Genomic DNA, 18283 nt, shown 5'->3' on the forward strand with positions numbered 1-18283 from the left:
AATGTATCGCTGTGCAAGATTCGTGCAATTAGCTCTCGGCGCGGCTCCAACCGAATGGAGACCCGCCAATGACCACCGACCCCACCCCGTACAGCCCGCAACCCGCCACGGATGGCCTGTGTGATGCCATCAGCGACCTGGGCGATTGCGCCAAGCTGATCGAGCTGGCGCGAGACAACGTCGCCCGAGCCGCGCGGGGGCTCGAAGGGGCACGCAACGCGCGGGCCGTGGAGCTTCTCGGCAAGCTGGACGACGCGCAGGCGTTCGCCGAGCGTTTGAAGTTCGTCGCGATAGGCGACCTGCGAGCCGATGAGGCGGTTGATGCGGCCGTCCAGCGCCACCCGGCAGGCGGGTCACGGTGATCACCATGACCGACGAAACCGACGTGACCGCGGCCGGCGAAACCATCGCCGCGCCGGAACAGCTGCATGCGTACGCGCTCGATGATGGCGAGGACTACCCGCAAACGGCTGCAGGCCGCGCCCGCTGGGCGTTGCCCCTCGCTGCGCTGCTGGTGGCCGTTGCCGCGCTCATCGCGGCCGGGGCCATTGGCGTGCGGGCGCTCAATGACGCCAACACACCCATCGTCACCGTCACCCGGCCAACCATCACCACACGGGCGCCGGCACTCACCCAGCCCGACCAGGACTCAGCGTTTCTCATGGACCTCGATGCCCACGGCGGCCATCTACTAGGCGCGTACGCGGCTGTCCACAACGCGAAGAAAGTGTGCTATCTGACCACGAATCACCTGGGGACGCGCGAGCAGATGATTACCGCACTACTCGCGGCCGGCGACGACGGCATAGACCGCGCGTTGGTCGAAATGTTCATCGACATCGCCATCGCCCATTACTGCCCAGGCGCCCAGCTCGCGTAGCTGAGTCATCCGACTCACCTCAGGGGCACCCGGTCAATTTGGCCGGGTGTTCTCTTATCTCAGCCAGTGCCTGCCCTCGGACGACTCCCCGGTTAGCTCAGCAGCGACGTCGGCAAGCTGAGTGGCCAACTGGATGGCCTCATCCCGATTCATCGCCACGCGCAGCGTCCCAAACCGCAACACGAGGCGATCCCGATCAGCTTTGGTTACTTCGGCTTTCGTTGTGACGGATACAACTTTCACGGCCGCCCGCCATACCGCATGCGCTGCAACCTCTGTTGCGCGTTCGCTTGGTTAATCATCTCATTCACGTCTTTCACCACGGTGTCATGGAAGTGGATGCTGTAATCCGATCCGTTGCCACCCTGGGACGGATCGGGTTTCAGGCTGGCGCCCTTGGCCAAGCCGCCCAATGTTCCCCACTGCTCGGGCGTGAACACCGCCATGGGCTCAGGGGCGTTGGACTTATTGATCCCAATCTCCCCGGGCATCAGCCATCCGCCGGAGTCGAACGTCGGCACCATTGTGTCCATGGGCAGAAAGTCCAGTGGGCCAGGTGGTTTCGGTGGCTGCTGCTGAGCTGGCGCCGGGGGCGTGGGGGCGGCAATAGCAGGCGCAGGCGCCTTCGGCATTGGTCCTGCGTTTTCGGCGGGGGGCGCCGGATTGGAGCCAGCCTGTGTGGGAGTACCACCAAGACCAGGCACCTTGATGGGGTTTGGCTTGAAGTCCCCCGTGCCCGGCGAGGCAATCGGCGCGGGACTCCCCACGGCCTGCGCACCAGGCAACTGCCCCGGCTGCACCGGGCCGCCCGGCTGGTTACCCGGCTCATTCGGCAGCCCAGGGTTGCCCTGCTGCTGCGCCTTTTCCCCTGTCGTGATCGCTGCGGCCTTGCCGGGCAACTGCGGCATGAACTGTGACGGGTCCGTCTGGAAGAACCGCGGAACACCAAAGGGCATCAGGATTTCGGTGGCCGCATCCCCCGCGATGCCCGCCAGCTGGAACCCATATTGGACGCCTCGCTTGGCTGCCTGGGTGCCAATACCGATGGCCGTACTGGCGGCGGCGCCCGCCGCGCCACCAGAACCCGGCGCGAATGCATTGGCACCCATCGATGCCGCCTGAGATGCCGCTGATGCGGCCTGATCGATCAGCCCGTTGATGGCCTGGGCACCCATCTGCAGCGAACCGGAGATAAAGCTGGAACCGGCCGCACCGCTGCCACCCGCGCCGGCCGGGATGTAACCCTGGGTCCGCAGGTCTTTCCCGCCTGGCTTGCCCGGTGCGCTCGGGGCGGCCGGGTTGTCGGCCTGGCCGTCACCGAGTAGGGCGCCCATGTCGATGCCCTGGGGCGCGGGCTGTGCCCCCTTCAACTGGTCCTCGGTTAATACAAGCTCAGGCTTCCCAGTTTCATTGTGCGCGATGGTGATTCCAGGCTGAAGCAATCCGCCATCGTCATACCAGCCATGGGAGTCCCAGAAGGCTTTCGCGTTCGACGGCGTGCCGTATCGGTCTTTGATATAGGCCATGCCCGCGGCGGCCTGCTGGCCGGGATCGGCGCTATAGCCGCCCAGGGCGCCGTATTTGTCGCCCTGGTGGCCCAGAAACTGAAACAGTCCGTATGCCCCGCTGCTGGGGTTGGTGGCGCCCGGATTCCAGCTCGACTCGCGGGACACAATCGAATCCACCGCACCGAATTCGGAGGGCGCGAAGCCCGCGTTGACCATCGCGTTGAACACGGCGCCCTTGGGGCCTGTCATGCCACTGGGAGCGGCTTTCGCACCACCTGGGCCGCCCAGCGCGGCAAACGGGTCAGACGAGCCCGTAGAGGCCTGATAACCCGGCTCGACGGCCGGCGCCGAACCCGGCAGCGGAATAGCAGACACGCCGGGCTTGGCCGGAATGGGCGACTGGAACCCCTTGGTCGGGTCGGTCCCACCAAATGGGCCGCTCCCCGCATGCTCAGCAGAGGACCCCCAGCCCATGGCTTCGCTCAAGGCGCCCAACGCAGGATTGGCCGTCTGGAACCAATCTCGGGCATTGAATCCCTTTTTGCCCTTAATCTGATCGAGCACACCGCCCGCGCTATCCATGAAGCCCGGCATCTTCGGCAGCAGGGCGGCCACAATCGCAAGCGGGCCAGCTGCGGCCGAAATTGCCGATAGACCACCCGCGATTTTGCCTGAATTGCCCGCCAGGGTCAGAAGCCCCTCGGTCGTGCCGGAGATGGAATCTTTGAGGCCGAAAAACGTGTCCTGCAACGGCTGGGCCTGGCGTGCGATATCCCCAAGTGTCTTACCGGCATCCGACTGCCCGATCTTGGTCAAACCGTCTGCAACACTGGACAATCCGCCAGCAATATCCTTGTTTTTGAAAGCGTAAAAGGCATCACCGATTTTGTGGGTGACGTCCAGCACCGGCTCCGCTTTTTCCTGGATATCCCGCAGCCAGTCGCCGACCGCGGTATCGCCAATCGCTTTACCGATTGCCTTGCCACCCTCACCGGCCGCATTGACCAGGGCATCCGATAGCGCCTTGCCCCCATCGCGAGAAGCCTTCAGCGCACCATCAAGGATGTCTTCACCGATGGACTTACTCGCACGCTTGCCGGCGCCGCCAATCTCATTCTCGACGGACTTACCTGCGTTTTTAGCGCCCCGGGTGACGCTTTTCTCAAGCTCGTCGCCGGTCTGCTTCGCCTTCCCCTTGGCGGAATCTAGTTCTTTCCCAAGGTCTTTCGTGGACTTGGCCGCCCTCTCGGCGCCCTTACCCAAGCTTTTGTCGATAGCATCGCCGGTCTTTTTCGCTTGCTTCTCGACGTCGGAGAGCTGGTCGCTAACGTCCTTTTTGACGTTGGACTTTACCGTTAGCTCGATATAACCGGATGCTAGTTTTGTGGCCACGTTAGTCAATCCCCTTGCATATCAATACTTTTCGCAGCCACCGTTTGTTTGAAAGTTGTTGTCTTTCTTTATTTTTCGTTCGGTATATAGATAAAAGCGCCAGGCGCGGCGGCCTGGCCCCCCTCTCCAAAAAAGCCGACCTGCGGAAATGCAGTTGTAAAGCGGCACAACACCTTTCGTCATCATGGAGCTGCCGAGTCCTGTTGAGCTGCAATGCCTTTCGTCGGTACGTCGAAGAACGCTAGTGCAGGCGGACGGTCGGTAAGGTCATCACCTTCGTACCATGGTTGGTAGCCTTTACCCTGCTTTTCCTCTTTCGCCTGCTGCACTCGCTGCGCGTCTTGAGCGGTGATGACCTTGCGGGGCGTGATCCGATTACCGAGCACGGCGTTGCAGTACAAACAACTGGGCCGGCAGTTCGAACGCACTAGTGCGAGTTCAGGATACAGGTCAACCGGTTTGATGTGGTCGACGCATGTTGCTTTGCCGGTGCAGCCTGGCAGTTGGATTTGGCAGTATCGGTTGGCCGCCAGGACTTCTTTGCGAAGACGCTTCCAGGCCTGTGTGCCGCGTGGGTCTCCGGGTTTCATCACCATTGATCAGCCCTCGCGATGGGTTTGGTTCGACGCCCGGTGGCAAAGCGCTCCATACATGTGCAGCGGTTCCTAAAGCCGCTGCACATGCTGTGTGCGCTCGACCGACGATGCACCGCGAGTAGGAGATACCGTGCGGTCTGCAGTCGCCGCGTAGGTCGTCCACCGAGCGTCGAAGTCATTTGTCTTCCGCCTTGATCAGTGGTGGCAGCTCTAGCCGCTCAGCAACCATGAGCAGTTGTTTTGCGAAATCGAGGGATTCGACTTTGTTCATCGAGAATTTGAATCCGGCAATGGTCACCACCGCATATCTGTCATTAGGTGCAGCCTTCACGGCCGGTGAGTAGTTCCCCATAATGCGGGCCATGTCAGCAGCCCAGTCGCTTCCGAGCCCAGCGGTGAACCGGATCTAAGCGTTGCTCAGCCCAAGCAAAGATCGGCTTATTGGCCACCGAGTCAAGGTTGGGCGTCGCAGCGCTCCGACTGCGCACTGCCAGCACTTCGGCACCGACGTAAGCCGGGTTTTCCACCAGGGCCACGTGATCGATGAACGCTTCGACCACCCGCCGCGTCCGGTTGTACCGGTCACTGATGACACCGCTGGGGCGGTTGTATGCGCCAATCGAGGCGGACAGGCACCCCTCAGCAGCCAGCCCGAGACTGTCATCACCAAGCGCAGTGTTCGCGATCCTGATGTCAGCAACCAGTCCGCGGGGGTCATTCGGACGAAACGCCACCACCTTGCCAATCGTCTTCGTCTTGTCGTGCCCCCTGTTGACGCGAATGCTTGTCGGATCAACGTTTTTCAGTGTGTCATCGAACGCGCCGCGAGCGAAGGTCTCCGTCCAAACCTCGCCACGATGTTCAACTGGCGTGGGCTGCTCATAGGGCACCACGACAACGGTGACGATGCGGGCGTCCCAACTGACACCGAGAACCTCAGCGCCCTCACTCGCGCTCCGGAGCTGCAGGGCGCTCACTGTTCGATCCACCCCGCGCCGGCCCTGGCCAGCTGTTCGACGCGCGGATCTGACGGCCTGCTGGCGGCGAGTTCGCGTTGGCGCCTGCGTTCTTCACGGATGCGGGCATGGCGCTCGGCTTCCGTCCGGCGCCGCTCGGCTTCAGCGGCCTTTTGGGCGTCACGCTCCGCGATGAGCTGCTTGACTTGCAGTGCGGGGACATAACGCATGCCCACGTCGTCTCGGATGAGCGAGCCGTTAACGCGCCGTTCGATTTCCTTTGTGCCACAGCCCAATTCGGCTGCCACATAAACCAGCGGGTAGGCGTCATCGTTCATTGCTGGGTGGTTTCCTTCCGGGGGGTTACCGCTGGTTAACGAAATCCAGCAGGCACGGTTGGCTGAGCCGTCCGAATGGACGAATCTGTCTATGTCGAGAGAGAAATGGGCTGGTTTGCCGCAAGCGGGGCAATGGGGCGGTTCTTCGTTTCGAAGGTCTTCGCGACGGCGGCACGTGAGGCACTTCAATTGACCGTTGCGGTTCCGCTCACTGCGGTGACGGTGGCGCGCATATGCAATTGCGTTCATTGAATGATCCTTTTTGAGTTTTGCGAATGAATCGCTTTTGTCGCGCAGCCATATCCAGAATATCCGACGTTGTCAAATGGCTGGGCGGCCGTGTCGACATCGTGTTTACACAGCGCGTTTCGGGCGGTCTCGCCATTGCGCAACCAACAGATCCGCCTTTTCCGCGATGGTCAACGATTGGACAGCTGGCCGGACAGCTGGGTTGGGTTTCTTCTGCGGTGAAATGACCATCCCGCCGACCACCGTGCCCGGCGTGAACCTCTGTTCGGCCGCCCAGCTCTTGCAGCGGCCCAGGGATGGGCACCGTTGGCAGGTTTTTAGGGCCTGTGTTCGTTCCTCGCCGCCCTTTTCGGCTGCGGCGTCGAATAGCTCGTGCCGTCCACTGCAGAGTGCCCCTGGGAGGGCGGGTGATGCGATGGCGCTGACGAGTGCGGAGCACGTCATTGTTCATCCAATCTGTCCACGTCCACCCCCTAAGGGGGGGTGGGTGGACGGACACGTCCACTTGATGATGGACAATCGTGGACATCTGGACAGTGGCATTAGCTGGGCAGCTTGTAGAAGGGCCGCGCGTCGGTGCCGGTGTTAATAAGTTCCCCTGATTTCAACAGGTCAGATAGTGCGCGATAGAAGGTTCCCTGCGAGAGGTCAACGGAAGCTCTCAGTTCGGTTTTGGTTGCTCCGGTCTCGCTGAAAAGGTGGACAAACGTGGACAAGAGCTTTCCGCCTCGGCCAGTTTGTCCACCCTCCCGGTGGACACTTAAAACGGCACTCTCCGTGCCCATGATCGGATCGAGTTTCAGCAGGTGGTGGTCATGTTCGGGCCCGTCTTTGCGCTTCTCTCGGGTCAGCGTGATGTGGTTTTCCTCGCGAGCCGTGAAGTACACCGTGTCCGCGCCGGATTCGAAGGCTGACGAGCCGCGCAAGGTCTTCCCGTCCTTGCCGGCGTGGTGGACGGCCAGGACGACTCCGCGCCCGTTGGGTGTGCAGCCCACGAGTTTCGTGAGGGTGTCAACGACGATGCCGCAGTCTTTCGCCGAGTTCTCGTCGGCGCCGACCATGCAGCGCGCCAACGTGTCGAGGATGATGAATTGGTACCCGCCCCATTGAATGAGGGCGGCCAGATTGTTGATATCGGCTGCATTGGTGAGATTGACCGGGGTCGGCAGCCAGGTTAACCATTTGTCGCCGATTCGTGTTTTCCACGCCATTTCCCAGGCGTCTGCCCGGCCTTTGAATCCATTTGCACCCTCGCCGACAACGTAAAGCACTTTGCGTTGCACGGCCGGTCGGCCCTGCCATTTATTGCCAGTGGCGACGCACGCCGCCCAGTCGAGCGCGATGAACGTTTTCGCGGTACCCCATTTCCCGTAGAGCAGCGCCGTGGTGCCCTGGTCCAGCACGTTGTCAATTAGCGGCGCGGGATCGGGCAGGGTGCGCAGATCCGAGCGGGTGAGCAGTTTGGCTGCAAGCACTGGCGTGGTGTCTTCTGTGTCGGCCCCGTCCGCCAACGCGGTTTGGCTTCTCTCGGGTATGCGCGGCCTGATCTTGTGCTTGGCAGCGGAATTCAGGCCGGAGTCGATGGTGTCGCGGCAGGACTTCTCGCCGTCCTCGGTGAGCAATCCATTCATTCGGCAGGCATCAAGCAACCGGTCAACTACTGCGTGCCGGTCGAGTGCGCCTACGTTCGTGAACGCGCCCAGCTTGTACGCCTTGGCGTTGAGCGCATGATTACGCTCGCCCCTACCGATTGATGCAAGGTCGTCATTGACGATGCCGTCCAAGGCGGTTTGCGCGTAAGCCTCAACCCGGTTGGCAGGGATCTCATTTGACCATTGAACCCATTTGCGGCGACGCCGCTCTAAACAGCTCTCTATCGCAGCACGGTTAGAGGCGGCGACCTCCGGTGTGTCTGGTTCGAGGTAGATTGCCTCTACCCCGTCATCGACTATTTCCCCACACAGGTGCTGCTCGAATGCCTCGGTGCCGGGCGGGATGGCCCAAGGGCATCGTAGGTGTTCAGCGTCGGTAACCTGCGTCCATCCGGCTTTGGTGGTATCGTCCACAATATCTCCAAGTTGACCCCGAGATGGATTTGAGCCTTCTGTCTCGGGGTCACTTCATTCCAGGTGCAGCCGGAACCAATTGCGTTGCAGGAACACTAATTAAGTGAGAGTTCGTACGTTTGCACCGTGAGCGCTACGACGTCGAGGGTCGGGTCTGCGCCGAGCGCCGACGTTAGCCGGTCCATGACCGATCCGGGGATCTGTTTGTTGGGCAGCGGCCGGATTTGGTCGCGTGGATACCGGCGCCTGTGCTCGGTCAGGAACTGGATTTGCCGGTCTGGCAATATATTTCGGAAAGCGGTGATGACGGTTTCGCCCGTGTCGCCGTGCTTCACTAGATATGCGTTGATGATGTCACTCACGGTTGCTTCTGTTCAACCTCTGCAAGCAATTCGCCGATGGTCTCAGCCGCGCCGGCCAGTCGCTTTAGAACGGAAATGGTGGCTGGATCAGTGAATCCGGGGTCAGCGTTGGCGACCACGCCGAGCGCAGCCTTGATGGCGGTATCTATCGCGGTCAAGGCCTTGGGGATGGTGGGTTGCGGTTTCATGCCTTCCCACCAACAGGACTCACCAGGTTGCCGAGGTCGCGCGGGTTGACCTTGATGAGGCGCGGCCCGACCCGGACACCGTTGATGTGGCCTTCGGCCAGCCAGCGGCGCATCGTGCGGTAGTGGACGCCGCAGCGGTTGGCTGCCTCTTGGACGGAGATGAGTGGTTCATCAAGCGTCGGGGTTGGGGGGTGTTTCGCGGACATGTATTGCCTCTCAACGGCTCTGAGGTCGGGTTTGACCTTGTGTCATCGATGTTGCGGCCTTTCTCCACGTGTTCGCAACTGCCGATACGGCGGAACACGCTGGTAAATCTAGGTTCTGAGATTGGTAGCTAACTATCTAGCTACTAAAACCGTTCTCGCAGCAGATTGCATACGCTGGCATACGAGGCTGCACAGATGTGCATGGCCAGGATGGGTTGAGTCATTTGACTCACCTGCGCAAACGCCGACCGAGCCTCTGTGACCTTACTCACACTACGTGCGAAATTCCGTTTTTCGGAACTACTTTCCGGTTGCCAGCTTCGACATACGCTCCGCTATGGCACCGTCCCGGCCTTCTGCGACGTGCTGGTAGCGCAGCGCCATTTGCGGTGTGGTGTGGCCTAGCCGGTGCATCAATTCTGCTGTGGTGGCACCGCTTTGGGCGGCGAGCACGGCGCCGACGTGGCGTAGGTCATGGACACGCAGATTCGGCTTGCCAATAGCGGCGCGGGCTTTCTCCCAGTGGGTCCGATAGTTGTCACCATGCATGTGCTTTCCATCGTCCATCGGGAACAGCAGCGACTCGGGATCTGGTTTCACATGGGTTTTCAAGTGCGCCTTGATGATTGGTCGAATGTGCGGCGGGATCGCGACGTCACGGACACCGGCCGACGTCTTGGGCTGGCCAACCGTGAAGGTGCCCGCGCGGTATGTGACTGCTCGCCGCACCCGCAGCACTGAGCAATCCTCGCTGACGTCTCCTCTGCGCAGTTCGGAGGTCTCACCCCACCGCAGACCCAGCCACGCGGCCATGATCACGCTGGCGCCCAACCTGGACGGCATTTTCGAGGCCAGCCGGTTCAGCTCGGCAACGGTCAAGATGTCGACCTCGCGACGCCGCTTCGTTTGCATCGCCGCGCGGATGCGGCACGGGTTGGCGTCTAGTACCTCGTCATGGACGGCCGTTGCGCAGATGGCATGCAGCAGCGCATAGGCATGGGCATTGCGGGTGGGATGGCCGCTGCCCAGGCCGGCGTGCCAGGCGCGGATGCGGGCGGGGGTCAACGTCACGATTTTGGCGTCGCCCAGCTCGGGCAGGATCAACCGCCCAAGCATCGACTCGTAGTGGGCTTTGGTCCGCGCCCGCAACGACCGTTGCTCCATCCAGCGCGCGGCATAGGCCCGCAGGGTGATGGCGTCACTGCGTTCGACAGACCCCCATGTGCCCAGGTCGATTTTTCGGCGCTCGATGTTGAGCCACCCGATTGCGTCATCCTTGGACGGGAACGTGCGCGGTGCTTTGTGCCGGTTGCCGTCAGGGCCGGTGTAGGCGGCTTGCCAGCGGCCAGAGGGCAACCGCCGGAGCTGCCCGAATTGGCGCCGGCCGCGGCTCCCCGTCACTGACCCGCCGTCCGTGCAAAGTTCATGCAAAAAAGATACTTCACAATGCCCGGCAATATGACATACTGCCGGTGTGGCTGCAGCCCAGAAGACGCAGTTCAGACGGCTAAAACCGCACGTAAAATATCATAGCCGCGCCGTTTGCTCCGTCAGGTTCGAATCCTGCCGGGGGCACCGGTGTTACCGCAGGTCAGATGGTGCTTTTGCGCTTAATCCGACGACTTGTCCGACTCGTCGGAGTCCTCTGGCCCGTCGGAGTCCTCTGACTTCTCCGCCTTTTCGGACTCGTCGGACTCCTCGGCCTTGGCAGACTCCTCGCCCTCGCCGGACTCCTTGGCCTTATCGGAATACGTCGCCTCGTCGAGCTTGTCCGCATACTTCGTCAGCAGCCCCGCCAGGTCGCGCGCCTCCTCGGCGGCCAACGAATCCTCGAAGAGGCGCTCGTCGCTGTCCGAGATGCGCTCGACGTAGACCGCGGCGGCCTTGATTCCGACGTCCCATCGGCCCCCCTCGTGACGAACCATGTGCTGCCGCCTTTCGACCGGTGACTCGCTCTCGAACTTCAGCGCCGCGCGCTAGTGCGTTGTTTACCCACTTCTGCTGTAGGCCAGACGGTCACATTCGCTCGAACGACGCGTCGCACGCCCGTCTTCTGAAAACACCGCCACACAGGTCACAGGCGACATTAAGCTGCTGGCCGTGGGCGTGAGAGTGTTCGCCAAGGGCGCTGGCCGATGGCTGGCGGTCGCGGCGTCGCTCGTCGTCTCGGCCGCCATGATCCACGCCCAGGGCACCAAGCCGCGGTGTTGCGCCGAGACGCCGGCGGCGACCCCCACCAGCGCCACCGCGGCGGCGGCCCCGCCACCCAGCCCACCGCACACCGCGAGTCCCGCCGAGGTGGAGGCACTCACCGCGCTGGCACCGCCCGCGCCGTCCGCCGGCCAGCAATTTCAGCTCGCGTTGCCCCGCGGCGTCGCGTCCGAGGATCGGCTACAGGTCAAGACCATCTGGGCGGCCCGCGCGATCGGAGTGCTGTTTCCGCAGATCAAAACGATCTACGGGTATCGGGAGGACCCGCTGCCGTGGCATCCCAAGGGGTTGGCGATCGACGTGATGATCCCGAACTTCCACACCCCCGAGGGCATCGACCTCGGCAACCAGATCGCCGGCTATGCGCTGGCGAACGCGAAGCGCTGGGGCATCAATCACGTGATCTGGCGCCAGAAGATCTACCCGGGCGTCGGCGGCGGCAATTGGACGGCCGACCTGGGCTCGGAGACCGCCAACCATTACGACCACGTCCACATCGCCACCGACGGTGGCGGCTATCCGACCGGTCACGAGGTGTATTACATCGCCTCCATGACCAGCGCGCCGGACTGATCGGCGTCGCCTTCGTCAGGCCGTCCCGGCGGCAAACGCCGCCACCGGCATTTCGACCGTTCCGCGGCACGGGCCGCCGTTGATGTCGGTGTGCCAGACACCGCGCAGCGATCCGTCCGCCTGCGGCGTGTAGAAGGCCCACGAACGCGCGGGCGCCCACACCTTCGGCACGCCCTCGCCCATATAGCAATCCCACTGAAAGTCGAAGCGCTCCACCCATTTCGCCCCGTCCCAGGTGTAGCGCGACGGCCGGGGCAGGGTCGGATTCTTGGGCGTAGGCCCGTCGGTGGCGGTGGCCACACACCGGCCCGACGAGCATGCGGTGGTGAAGACGTAGTCGGCGCTGAACGTGGCTTCGGCCTGCGTCGCGGCGACGCTGGTGCCGGTTTTGCCGGCCGCATACCGCACCAGTGAGTATTTGCCGTTCCACGACGGCGACACCGCATGGGCGCAGACGGCGGGGGCGCCGGCGACCGAGGCAGTCACGGCTGCGAGGACCGCAACTACCCGAAGCCTCGGTCGCATCGGTCAATGGTGAGCGTCCGATGACGCGGTGTGATCTCGGCGAGGACACGATCACGGTTTTCAGCGCAACAGGAACAGGACATACGCGGCGATCGACTGCGCGTCGGCGATGACGCCCTCGCGGATCATCCGCTCCACCTCGTCGCGGGCGAACCACGCGCTGCGCATGTCCTGTTCCTCGTGTTCGCGGTCGGCTTCGCCCTCGATGATGCCCGTGGCCAGAAACACCCAGCCGCGCTGACTGGTCATCCCCGGGGCCGCGTCGAGCTCGCCGAGCGCCTCGAACGTCGTTGCGCGCAATCCGGTTTCCTCGCGCAGCTCACGCGAGGCCAACTCGGCCGGGTCGGCGTCGGCCAGGTCCGGGGCGGTGCCTTGGGGAAACTCCCAACGCCGCTCCCCGATGGGGTAGCGAAACTGCTCGACCAACCGGAAGCGTCGCCCGTCATAGGGCATCACGAGCGCGTAGCCCGGCTTGTCGACGACGCCGTAGAGGCCGGTGCTGCCGTCCGGGCGGCGGATGTCATCCTCGCGCAGCACCATCCACGGATTCCGGTAGATCTCGCGGCTCGCGAGGCATTCGATGAACGTCACGCCGCCAGTATTGCCGTGCACACCGCTCCTGAAGAGGTGGCCATGGCGAGGGAGTAGCGTCCGAATCCATGCCGTCCCTGCAAGCCATCACCGAGACCGTCAATCGCTACCTCGCGCTCGTCGCCACGGGCACCGCCGACGACATCGTGACCCTCTACGCCGCCGATGCCACCATCGAGGATCCGATCGGCGCCGACATTCGCCGCGGGCATGACGCCATCCGCGCGTTCTATGCGGGATTCCAAGACGCCAAGAAGGACACCGAACTCGCCGAATTGCGGGTCTCCGGCAGCGAAGCCGCCTTCTTGTGGCACCTCACGCTCGACGCCGGTGACAGCCGCACCCGGATCTCCCCCATCTCGACGATGTTGTTCGACGCGGACGCCAAAATCACGTCGATGCGCGCCTTCTGGTCACCGGCTGACGTCCAGGTGTTGTAGCCCGGTCGCCAATCCCGTTGGCAGATGGCTTAACTCGGATTCGCACCCACGATCGCAGTGCCTTTGGCCGCGGCCCACCGCCCGCCCGCCCGCCCAATCAATTCGCGCTTGAGCACATGTCGCACTGGCGTCAACCGGCACGGTGCCCGATAGTCATAGCAACACGTGAGCGCCAATGTCATCAAAGGTGGGGTTTATGGGTGGCATCATCGTCAGCGGCGACGACGTGCTCGCGACCACGATCGCCACGGAACTGAACCGCGCGGGCGCCACCGTCGTCAAGCTGCCGAGCGAGGACCTCACCGACGCGGACCTCACCCAAACAAGCGCCATCGTCTGCGCCGGGCGTGACGACGCCAAGAATCTCGAAAACGCTTTATTGGCAAGGAAAACGAATCCGAATCTGCGCGTGGTCGCCCGGTTGGGCAACGACGTGCTGCGGGGAGCGGTGGCCGCCGACAACGGCCCCGGGGCCATCCTCGATGTCGCCGACCTCGCGGCGCCGTCGGTCGTCGAGGCGTGCCTGGCGAGCAACACCCACCCGGTCGAGGCGGCCGGCATCGACTTCGTCGTGTCGGGCGCCGAGGCGCCACGCGACGCGACCCTTCGAGAGATCTACGGCGACCTGGCACCGGTGGCCGTGATCCACGGCCAGGACGCCGCTACCCCCGGCGAGGTGGTGCCCTGTCCGGGCCGCGACCATCGGGTGCGCGCCGGTGATTGGACCGCCATGATCGGCAGCGCCGACGAACTGGCCGCCCGCGGCATCAAAACGCCCCGGCCGACGGCGACGCGCTCGCGCCGCTCGTGGGTGCGGCGGGCCTCGGACGCCGCACGCGCAATGCGCGACGACGTCAACCCCCTGCTCTTCCCCGCCATGCTGCTCGCGCTCACCCTGCTGCTCGCGTCGACGATCGTCGTGCACTTCTCCTACACGAAGCCGCGCCTGTCCTGGCTTGACGCAATGTATTTCACCGCGGAGACCATCACCACCGTGGGATACGGCGAATTCACCTTCGCCCAACAATCCGCGTGGCTACGCATCTTCGCCGTCGGCCTGATGTTCGCCGGCGTGACCACCACCGCGCTGCTCGTCGCCTTCGTGGCGGACTTGCTGTTGTCGCGCCGCGTCCTGCAATCGGCCGGTGTTCGGCGGGCGCGCCACCTGCGCGACCACATCATCGTGGTGGGGCTGGGCTCCTTCGGCAGCCGCGTCGTCGGCGATCTGACCGCGGCCGGATACGACGTCGCGGTGATCGAACGCGACGAGAACAACCGGTTCCTGTCGACCGCGGCCGAACTCGACGTGCCGGTGATCTTCGGGGACGCCACGCTGCGCCAGACGCTGGAGTCGGCCCGCGTCGACCGCGCCCGGGCCGTGGCCGTGCTGACTCAGGACGACATGGTCAACATCGAGATCGGCATCGTGCTGCGCGAGATGCTGGGTCCCCGGGTGATGCCCGAGGTCAACCGGCCCGACGTGCCGATCGTGCTGCGCATCTACGACCGCACCCTCGGCGACGCGGTGGCCAAGCGGTTCGGGTTCGAGAACGTCCGGTCGACGGTCGACCTGGCCGCCCCGTGGTTCATCGGTGCGGCGATGGGTTTGCAGGTGCTGGGCACGTTCTCGGTCGGGCAGCGATCCTTCATGGTCGGCGCTATGCACGTGGCGGCCGGCAGCGAACTCGACGGGCTGCGGATGTTCGAAATGTCCACCCAGACCCGGGTCATCGCCATCACCCGTCGGGACGCCCCGGTCGAGCTACACCCGCGCCGCGACGCCTGGCTTCGCGGCGGCGACACCGTCTACCTGGTCGGGCCGTACCGGGAGCTGCTGGAGACGCTGCGCAAGGGGCAGCCACCGCAGGAGCCTGCCGTCGACGACGAGCGCCCGGCGGACAAAGCGGCGACCTGACGCCCGCACATCCAGGTCAGGAGGCGGACCAGTCCACCGGGGTGTCGGGTTCGCCCGCGCGGGCGCGGTGCCGGGCACACCAGCCGGCCAATTCCTGGCGGGCCGCGATTGTCACCGGATGCTCGTCGCCGAGGACGCGGGATTCCTCCTCGACCAGCGCCTCCCATGCGGTGACCCCGTCCGTCACGCCGGCCCGGTTCGGGGCCCACAGCGTGAACATGTGCCGCGCCATGAGCAGATGAACGTGGTCGCTGCCCAGCTTGTCGCGCAGCTCGCCGATCAGCCACTCGAGTTCGGTGATCGCCGCGGGGATGTCACCGGCCCGCCCTCGCCAGATCGCCAGCATCAACCGCGTCCCGAGGGTGTCGGCGTGGTCGTCGCCGAGCACCCGCCGCCGCGCGGCGAGCACATGTTGGCCCTCGGTCATAGCTCCGGCGAAATCACCGGTCTCCCAACGCTTCTCGGCGACCCTCTCGCGGGCCATCAGCGTGCTCTCGTGGTCGGGCCCCAGAATCCGCTGTTCGTCGGCGACGAGCTGCGACCATTCGGACAGCGACGACACCGGCGCTTGTTGGCGACCGGCCAGCAGGTGGCGCGCGGTCAAGGTGCTCAGGTGATCGCGACCGAGCACCTCGACGAGATCGGGTATCAACTCCTTTAGGTCGGCGTAGACGGCGGCGTCCTCGCCCGCCCGCAGCTGCACGGTGGCCAGCGCCACCTTGAGCTCGAGGACGTTGGGATCGCGCTCCCCCAGCGTTGCCCGGCACAGGGTCACCAGCTCGTTCGCCTGCAGCGCGGCCCCGGCGAAATCGCCGTTGTTCGCGCACTGCGCCATCAGCCCGGTCATTTCGGCCAGCGGGGCGGGCAACTCCTGCTGCGTCATGTCGCTAATGAAAACCCCGCGGCGCCGATGCGGCAATTCACCCTGTGCCGCCGCTCGGCCCGAGCTGGACTACAGCCGCCCGGCGACCTCCGCGGCGCGGCGCAGCTGATCGACATCCGAGCTCGTCGGGATGAGCTGAACCTCGTCGGTGCCGATCTCCTCGAACCGGCGCAGCACGTCCAGCAGCTCGTCTTCGCTGCCGGCCCACCCGGTCATCGGCGCCATGGCGTCGACGTATTCGGCCGGTATCCAGTTCATGTAGCGACGTAGATGGCGGTGCACCTGGGCGCGGGACTCCTCGGGGGACCCGAAAGCGAACCAAAACGAGGTGATGAGGTGGGGTTTGGGCTTGCCGGCCCGCGCCCAGGCGTCTCGCGTGACGTCGAACAGCTCGTTCTGCTTGGCGACGTCGAGGTCCAGGGTGGTGCCCGCCAGCCCGTCGGCCCACGCCGCGGCGCTGCGGATGGTCTTCGGACCGATACTGCCGACGAACAGCGGTGGACCGCCGGGCTGCACCGGCGCCGGACCGACGGGCCGCACCGAGTCGGTGGTCTTCTCCCCCGCCCAGACGCGCTTCATCACCGCCACCCGTTCGGCCATGCCGCGCATGGTCTGTGTGGCGGGGTCGGCGCCGACGGCGTGGTAATCCTCGTGCCGGCCGCCCACCCCGATGCCGACGGTCAACCGGCCGCCGCTGAGCATGTCGCCGGTCGCCAGACCCTTGGCGAGCATGACCGGGTCGTGCAGTTGCGGCACGATCACCGTCGTCAGCAGCCGCACCCGATCGGTCCAGGCGGCCAGCGCGCCCAGCAGCGTCAGGTTGTCCGGATTGTCGAACGCGATGCGCTCACCCCAGCACAGTGACGAGAACGGCCCCTCGTCAATGGTGCGCGCCCAGGTCTCGAGCACCGTCGCATCCAGATCCGGTTCCATCACCGGCATCGTCATCGCTATCTGCACGACGGCGATTCTGGCATGTTTAACATGCGACCCATCAGTGGAACCATGGACCGAATGGACTTCACCAGCACTTCCATCGCGCATGTCCGACTGACCGTGACCGATATCGAGCGATCCCGGCAGTTCTACGAGAGCGTGTTCGGCTGGCCGGTGTTGCTGGAGGTCCCCGACAACGCCGACGAAGCCACCCGCAATCAGTTGAGCTTTTTGTTCGGCGGTGTCATCTACGACCTCGGCGGCACGCTGCTCGGCCTGCGGCCCGTCGCCGCGGGCCGCTTCGACGAGAATCGCGTCGGGCTGGACCACATCGCGTTCCGGCTCACCACTAGGGACGAATTGGATTCGGCGGCAGCGCATCTCGATGACCTTGGCGTCACTCACGAGCCGATCAAGGACATCGGGCCGTCTTACATACTGGAGTTCCGCGACCCCGACAACATCGCCCTGGAGCTGACCGCGCCGAAGTAGCGCGTTGTCGCGCGGGGCGTGCGGTGGTTGACTGGACAGAACTATGAGCATCAGTTTCAACCACACCATCGTCGCGTCGCGCGACAAACGAGAATCCGCCGAGTTTCTCACCGAGCTGTTCGGGCTGCCCAGCCCAAAGCCGTTCGGCCACTTCATGGTTGTCGAACTAGAGCACGGTGCCACCCTGGACTACGCGGATGCCCCCGACGGCGCGGACATCCCGCGTCAGCACTACGCCTTCTTGGTGTCCGAGCAGGAGTTCGACACGATCTACGACAAGATCCGGGCTCGTGGCATGCAGCACTGGGCCGATCCGGGCGCCACGCGTCCCGGCGAGATCAACCACAATGACGGCGGACGCGGGGTGTATTTCACCGACCCCTCCGGTCATGCCATGGAGATCCTCACCCGCCCCTACGGGTCGGGCGGCTGAGCCGTTGTGCACGTTGCCTAGTCGCCGGTGCGCGCCGAGCCGTGCCGCTGGCTCTCCTGTTTCCGATAGTCGTCGGCCAGTTGCGCCACATGCTTGGGCAGGCCGCCGGTCGCGACGTCGGCCAGGGTGGTTTGTTCCAGCACGGACCGCATGCTGGCGCGCAGCGCCCGCCAGACGTCGGTGAGCGCGGCGGTCGGTCCCGAATACGGCAGGTCCCCGAGTCCGATGTCGCGGACGCTGGCCAGTGGCCCATCGATGCAGCGCAGGACGTCGGCGATGCTGATGTCGCTGCCGGAGCGGGCCAATTCGTAGCCGCCCTCACGGCCACGATGGCTGCGCACGAGCCGGTCGGTGCGCAGGTTGGTCAGGATGTCGACGAGAAATTGCGGCGGGATGCCCTGGGCCTGGGCCAAGTCGTCGGTCTTCACCAGCGTCCCGTCGGACACCGTGGCGAGCTGGATCATCGCCCGCACGGCGTACTCCGCCTTCGCTGACATGCGCACTCTCAGGATTGTGCCATCCGGTGCGGGCATTTCGGCGCAG

The 18283-nt window shown here is 64.3% G+C and carries 25 protein-coding genes; 8 read left to right on the plus strand and 17 right to left on the minus strand.

Annotation, left to right across the window (positions count from 1 at the left end):
- The first annotated feature begins 68 nt into the window (after nucleotides 1–68).
- On the plus strand, nucleotides 69–362 hold the full coding sequence (locus QGN30_RS21080) for a hypothetical protein (protein ID WP_326565489.1): 294 nt from the start codon (nucleotides 69–71) through the stop codon (nucleotides 360–362).
- 5 nt (nucleotides 363–367) lie between these two features.
- The gene (locus QGN30_RS21085; RefSeq protein ID WP_326565491.1) at nucleotides 368–880 is read left to right on the plus strand and encodes a DUF732 domain-containing protein; all 513 of its coding nucleotides are present in this window, start codon (nucleotides 368–370) and stop codon (nucleotides 878–880) included.
- Between the two features lie 239 nt (nucleotides 881–1119).
- On the opposite strand, the gene QGN30_RS21090 is transcribed toward QGN30_RS21085, so the two are convergent.
- From QGN30_RS21090 to QGN30_RS21110, 5 genes are all read right to left on the minus strand, one after another.
- Nucleotides 1120–3780, minus strand: coding sequence for a transglycosylase SLT domain-containing protein (locus QGN30_RS21090; protein WP_326565493.1), 2661 nt, complete (start codon nucleotides 3778–3780; stop codon nucleotides 1120–1122).
- A 182-nt stretch (nucleotides 3781–3962) separates the two neighbouring features.
- Nucleotides 3963–4376 carry an HNH endonuclease gene (locus QGN30_RS21095; protein ID WP_326565495.1) on the minus strand — a complete coding sequence of 138 codons (414 nt, stop codon included), beginning with the start codon at nucleotides 4374–4376 and terminating at the stop codon, nucleotides 3963–3965.
- A gap of 175 nt (nucleotides 4377–4551) precedes the next feature.
- Complete coding sequence (locus QGN30_RS21100) at nucleotides 4552–4740, minus strand: hypothetical protein (RefSeq protein WP_326565496.1); 189 nt, start codon at nucleotides 4738–4740, stop codon at nucleotides 4552–4554.
- Between the two features lies 1 nt (nucleotide 4741).
- The gene (locus tag QGN30_RS21105) at nucleotides 4742–5353 is read right to left on the minus strand and encodes an HK97 family phage prohead protease (RefSeq protein ID WP_326565497.1); all 612 of its coding nucleotides are present in this window, start codon (nucleotides 5351–5353) and stop codon (nucleotides 4742–4744) included.
- Entirely contained in the window at nucleotides 5350–5670 is a 321-nt protein-coding gene (locus QGN30_RS21110) for a hypothetical protein (RefSeq protein WP_326565499.1), read from the minus strand. Before QGN30_RS21110 ends, QGN30_RS21105 begins: the two co-directional genes overlap by 4 nt.
- A 75-nt stretch (nucleotides 5671–5745) precedes the next feature.
- Between QGN30_RS21110 and QGN30_RS21115 the strand changes: the two genes are divergently transcribed.
- A complete protein-coding gene (locus QGN30_RS21115) occupies nucleotides 5746–5922 on the plus strand; it encodes a hypothetical protein (protein WP_326565501.1) in 177 nt (58 codons plus the stop codon).
- A gap of 102 nt (nucleotides 5923–6024) precedes the next feature.
- Here the strand turns inward: QGN30_RS21115 and QGN30_RS21120 are convergent, their stop codons facing one another.
- The 7 genes from QGN30_RS21120 to QGN30_RS21150 form a co-directional block, all read right to left on the minus strand.
- Entirely contained in the window at nucleotides 6025–6363 is a 339-nt protein-coding gene (locus QGN30_RS21120; protein WP_145013417.1) for a WhiB family transcriptional regulator, read from the minus strand.
- Nucleotides 6364–6461: 98 nt separating this feature from the next.
- On the minus strand, nucleotides 6462–7985 hold the full coding sequence (locus tag QGN30_RS21125; protein ID WP_145013416.1) for an AAA family ATPase: 1524 nt from the start codon (nucleotides 7983–7985) through the stop codon (nucleotides 6462–6464).
- Nucleotides 7986–8080: 95 nt separating this feature from the next.
- Nucleotides 8081–8347, minus strand: coding sequence for a hypothetical protein (locus QGN30_RS21130; RefSeq protein ID WP_145013415.1), 267 nt, complete (start codon nucleotides 8345–8347; stop codon nucleotides 8081–8083).
- Nucleotides 8344–8535 carry a hypothetical protein gene (locus QGN30_RS21135; protein WP_326565508.1) on the minus strand — a complete coding sequence of 64 codons (192 nt, stop codon included), beginning with the start codon at nucleotides 8533–8535 and terminating at the stop codon, nucleotides 8344–8346. The genes QGN30_RS21130 and QGN30_RS21135 overlap by 4 nt, the downstream gene beginning before the upstream one ends.
- Entirely contained in the window at nucleotides 8532–8741 is a 210-nt protein-coding gene (locus QGN30_RS21140; RefSeq protein ID WP_145013413.1) for an excisionase family DNA-binding protein, read from the minus strand. The genes QGN30_RS21135 and QGN30_RS21140 overlap by 4 nt, the downstream gene beginning before the upstream one ends.
- Nucleotides 8742–9041: 300 nt before the next feature.
- Nucleotides 9042–10142, minus strand: a complete 1101-nt coding sequence (locus tag QGN30_RS21145; protein WP_326565511.1) for a tyrosine-type recombinase/integrase — start codon at nucleotides 10140–10142, stop codon at nucleotides 9042–9044.
- Nucleotides 10143–10351: 209 nt separating this feature from the next.
- On the minus strand, nucleotides 10352–10666 hold the full coding sequence (locus QGN30_RS21150; RefSeq protein WP_038535536.1) for a hypothetical protein: 315 nt from the start codon (nucleotides 10664–10666) through the stop codon (nucleotides 10352–10354).
- A gap of 175 nt (nucleotides 10667–10841) precedes the next feature.
- Here QGN30_RS21150 and QGN30_RS21155 point away from each other — a divergent pair, with 175 nt between their 5' ends.
- Nucleotides 10842–11525: a hypothetical protein gene (locus QGN30_RS21155; RefSeq protein ID WP_029384887.1), complete on the plus strand. Its 684-nt coding sequence runs from the start codon at nucleotides 10842–10844 to the stop codon at nucleotides 11523–11525.
- Between the two features lie 15 nt (nucleotides 11526–11540).
- Here QGN30_RS21155 and QGN30_RS21160 read toward each other — a convergent pair whose 3' ends face one another.
- Nucleotides 11541–12011 (minus strand): hypothetical protein, encoded by a 471-nt coding sequence (locus QGN30_RS21160; protein WP_009955284.1) that lies wholly within the window; start codon nucleotides 12009–12011, stop codon nucleotides 11541–11543.
- A 99-nt stretch (nucleotides 12012–12110) separates the two neighbouring features.
- A complete protein-coding gene (locus QGN30_RS21165; protein ID WP_416366866.1) occupies nucleotides 12111–12641 on the minus strand; it encodes an NUDIX domain-containing protein in 531 nt (176 codons plus the stop codon).
- Nucleotides 12642–12709: 68 nt separating this feature from the next.
- Here QGN30_RS21165 and QGN30_RS21170 point away from each other — a divergent pair, with 68 nt between their 5' ends.
- On the plus strand, nucleotides 12710–13081 hold the full coding sequence (locus QGN30_RS21170) for a nuclear transport factor 2 family protein (RefSeq protein WP_009955282.1): 372 nt from the start codon (nucleotides 12710–12712) through the stop codon (nucleotides 13079–13081).
- A 196-nt stretch (nucleotides 13082–13277) separates the two neighbouring features.
- Entirely contained in the window at nucleotides 13278–14996 is a 1719-nt protein-coding gene (locus tag QGN30_RS21175) for a potassium channel protein (protein WP_009955281.1), read from the plus strand.
- A gap of 16 nt (nucleotides 14997–15012) precedes the next feature.
- Here QGN30_RS21175 and QGN30_RS21180 read toward each other — a convergent pair whose 3' ends face one another.
- Together QGN30_RS21180 and QGN30_RS21185 are read right to left on the minus strand one after the other, a co-directional pair.
- A complete protein-coding gene (locus QGN30_RS21180; protein WP_008254762.1) occupies nucleotides 15013–15879 on the minus strand; it encodes a tetratricopeptide repeat protein in 867 nt (288 codons plus the stop codon).
- A 69-nt stretch (nucleotides 15880–15948) separates the two neighbouring features.
- Entirely contained in the window at nucleotides 15949–16827 is an 879-nt protein-coding gene (locus QGN30_RS21185) for an LLM class flavin-dependent oxidoreductase (RefSeq protein ID WP_008254760.1), read from the minus strand.
- Nucleotides 16828–16893: 66 nt separating this feature from the next.
- On the opposite strand from QGN30_RS21185, the gene QGN30_RS21190 reads away from it, so the two are divergent.
- Nucleotides 16894–17307 carry a VOC family protein gene (locus QGN30_RS21190; RefSeq protein WP_008254757.1) on the plus strand — a complete coding sequence of 138 codons (414 nt, stop codon included), beginning with the start codon at nucleotides 16894–16896 and terminating at the stop codon, nucleotides 17305–17307.
- A 43-nt stretch (nucleotides 17308–17350) separates the two neighbouring features.
- Nucleotides 17351–17740 (plus strand): VOC family protein, encoded by a 390-nt coding sequence (locus QGN30_RS21195; RefSeq protein WP_008254755.1) that lies wholly within the window; start codon nucleotides 17351–17353, stop codon nucleotides 17738–17740.
- 17 nt (nucleotides 17741–17757) lie between these two features.
- Here QGN30_RS21195 and QGN30_RS21200 read toward each other — a convergent pair whose 3' ends face one another.
- Nucleotides 17758–18243 (minus strand): Rrf2 family transcriptional regulator, encoded by a 486-nt coding sequence (locus QGN30_RS21200; RefSeq protein WP_008254753.1) that lies wholly within the window; start codon nucleotides 18241–18243, stop codon nucleotides 17758–17760.
- Nucleotides 18244–18283: the final 40 nt, after the last annotated feature.

The organism is Mycobacterium sp. 3-98 (genome assembly GCF_035918355.1).
GTDB lineage: Bacteria > Actinomycetota > Actinomycetes > Mycobacteriales > Mycobacteriaceae > Mycobacterium > Mycobacterium intracellulare.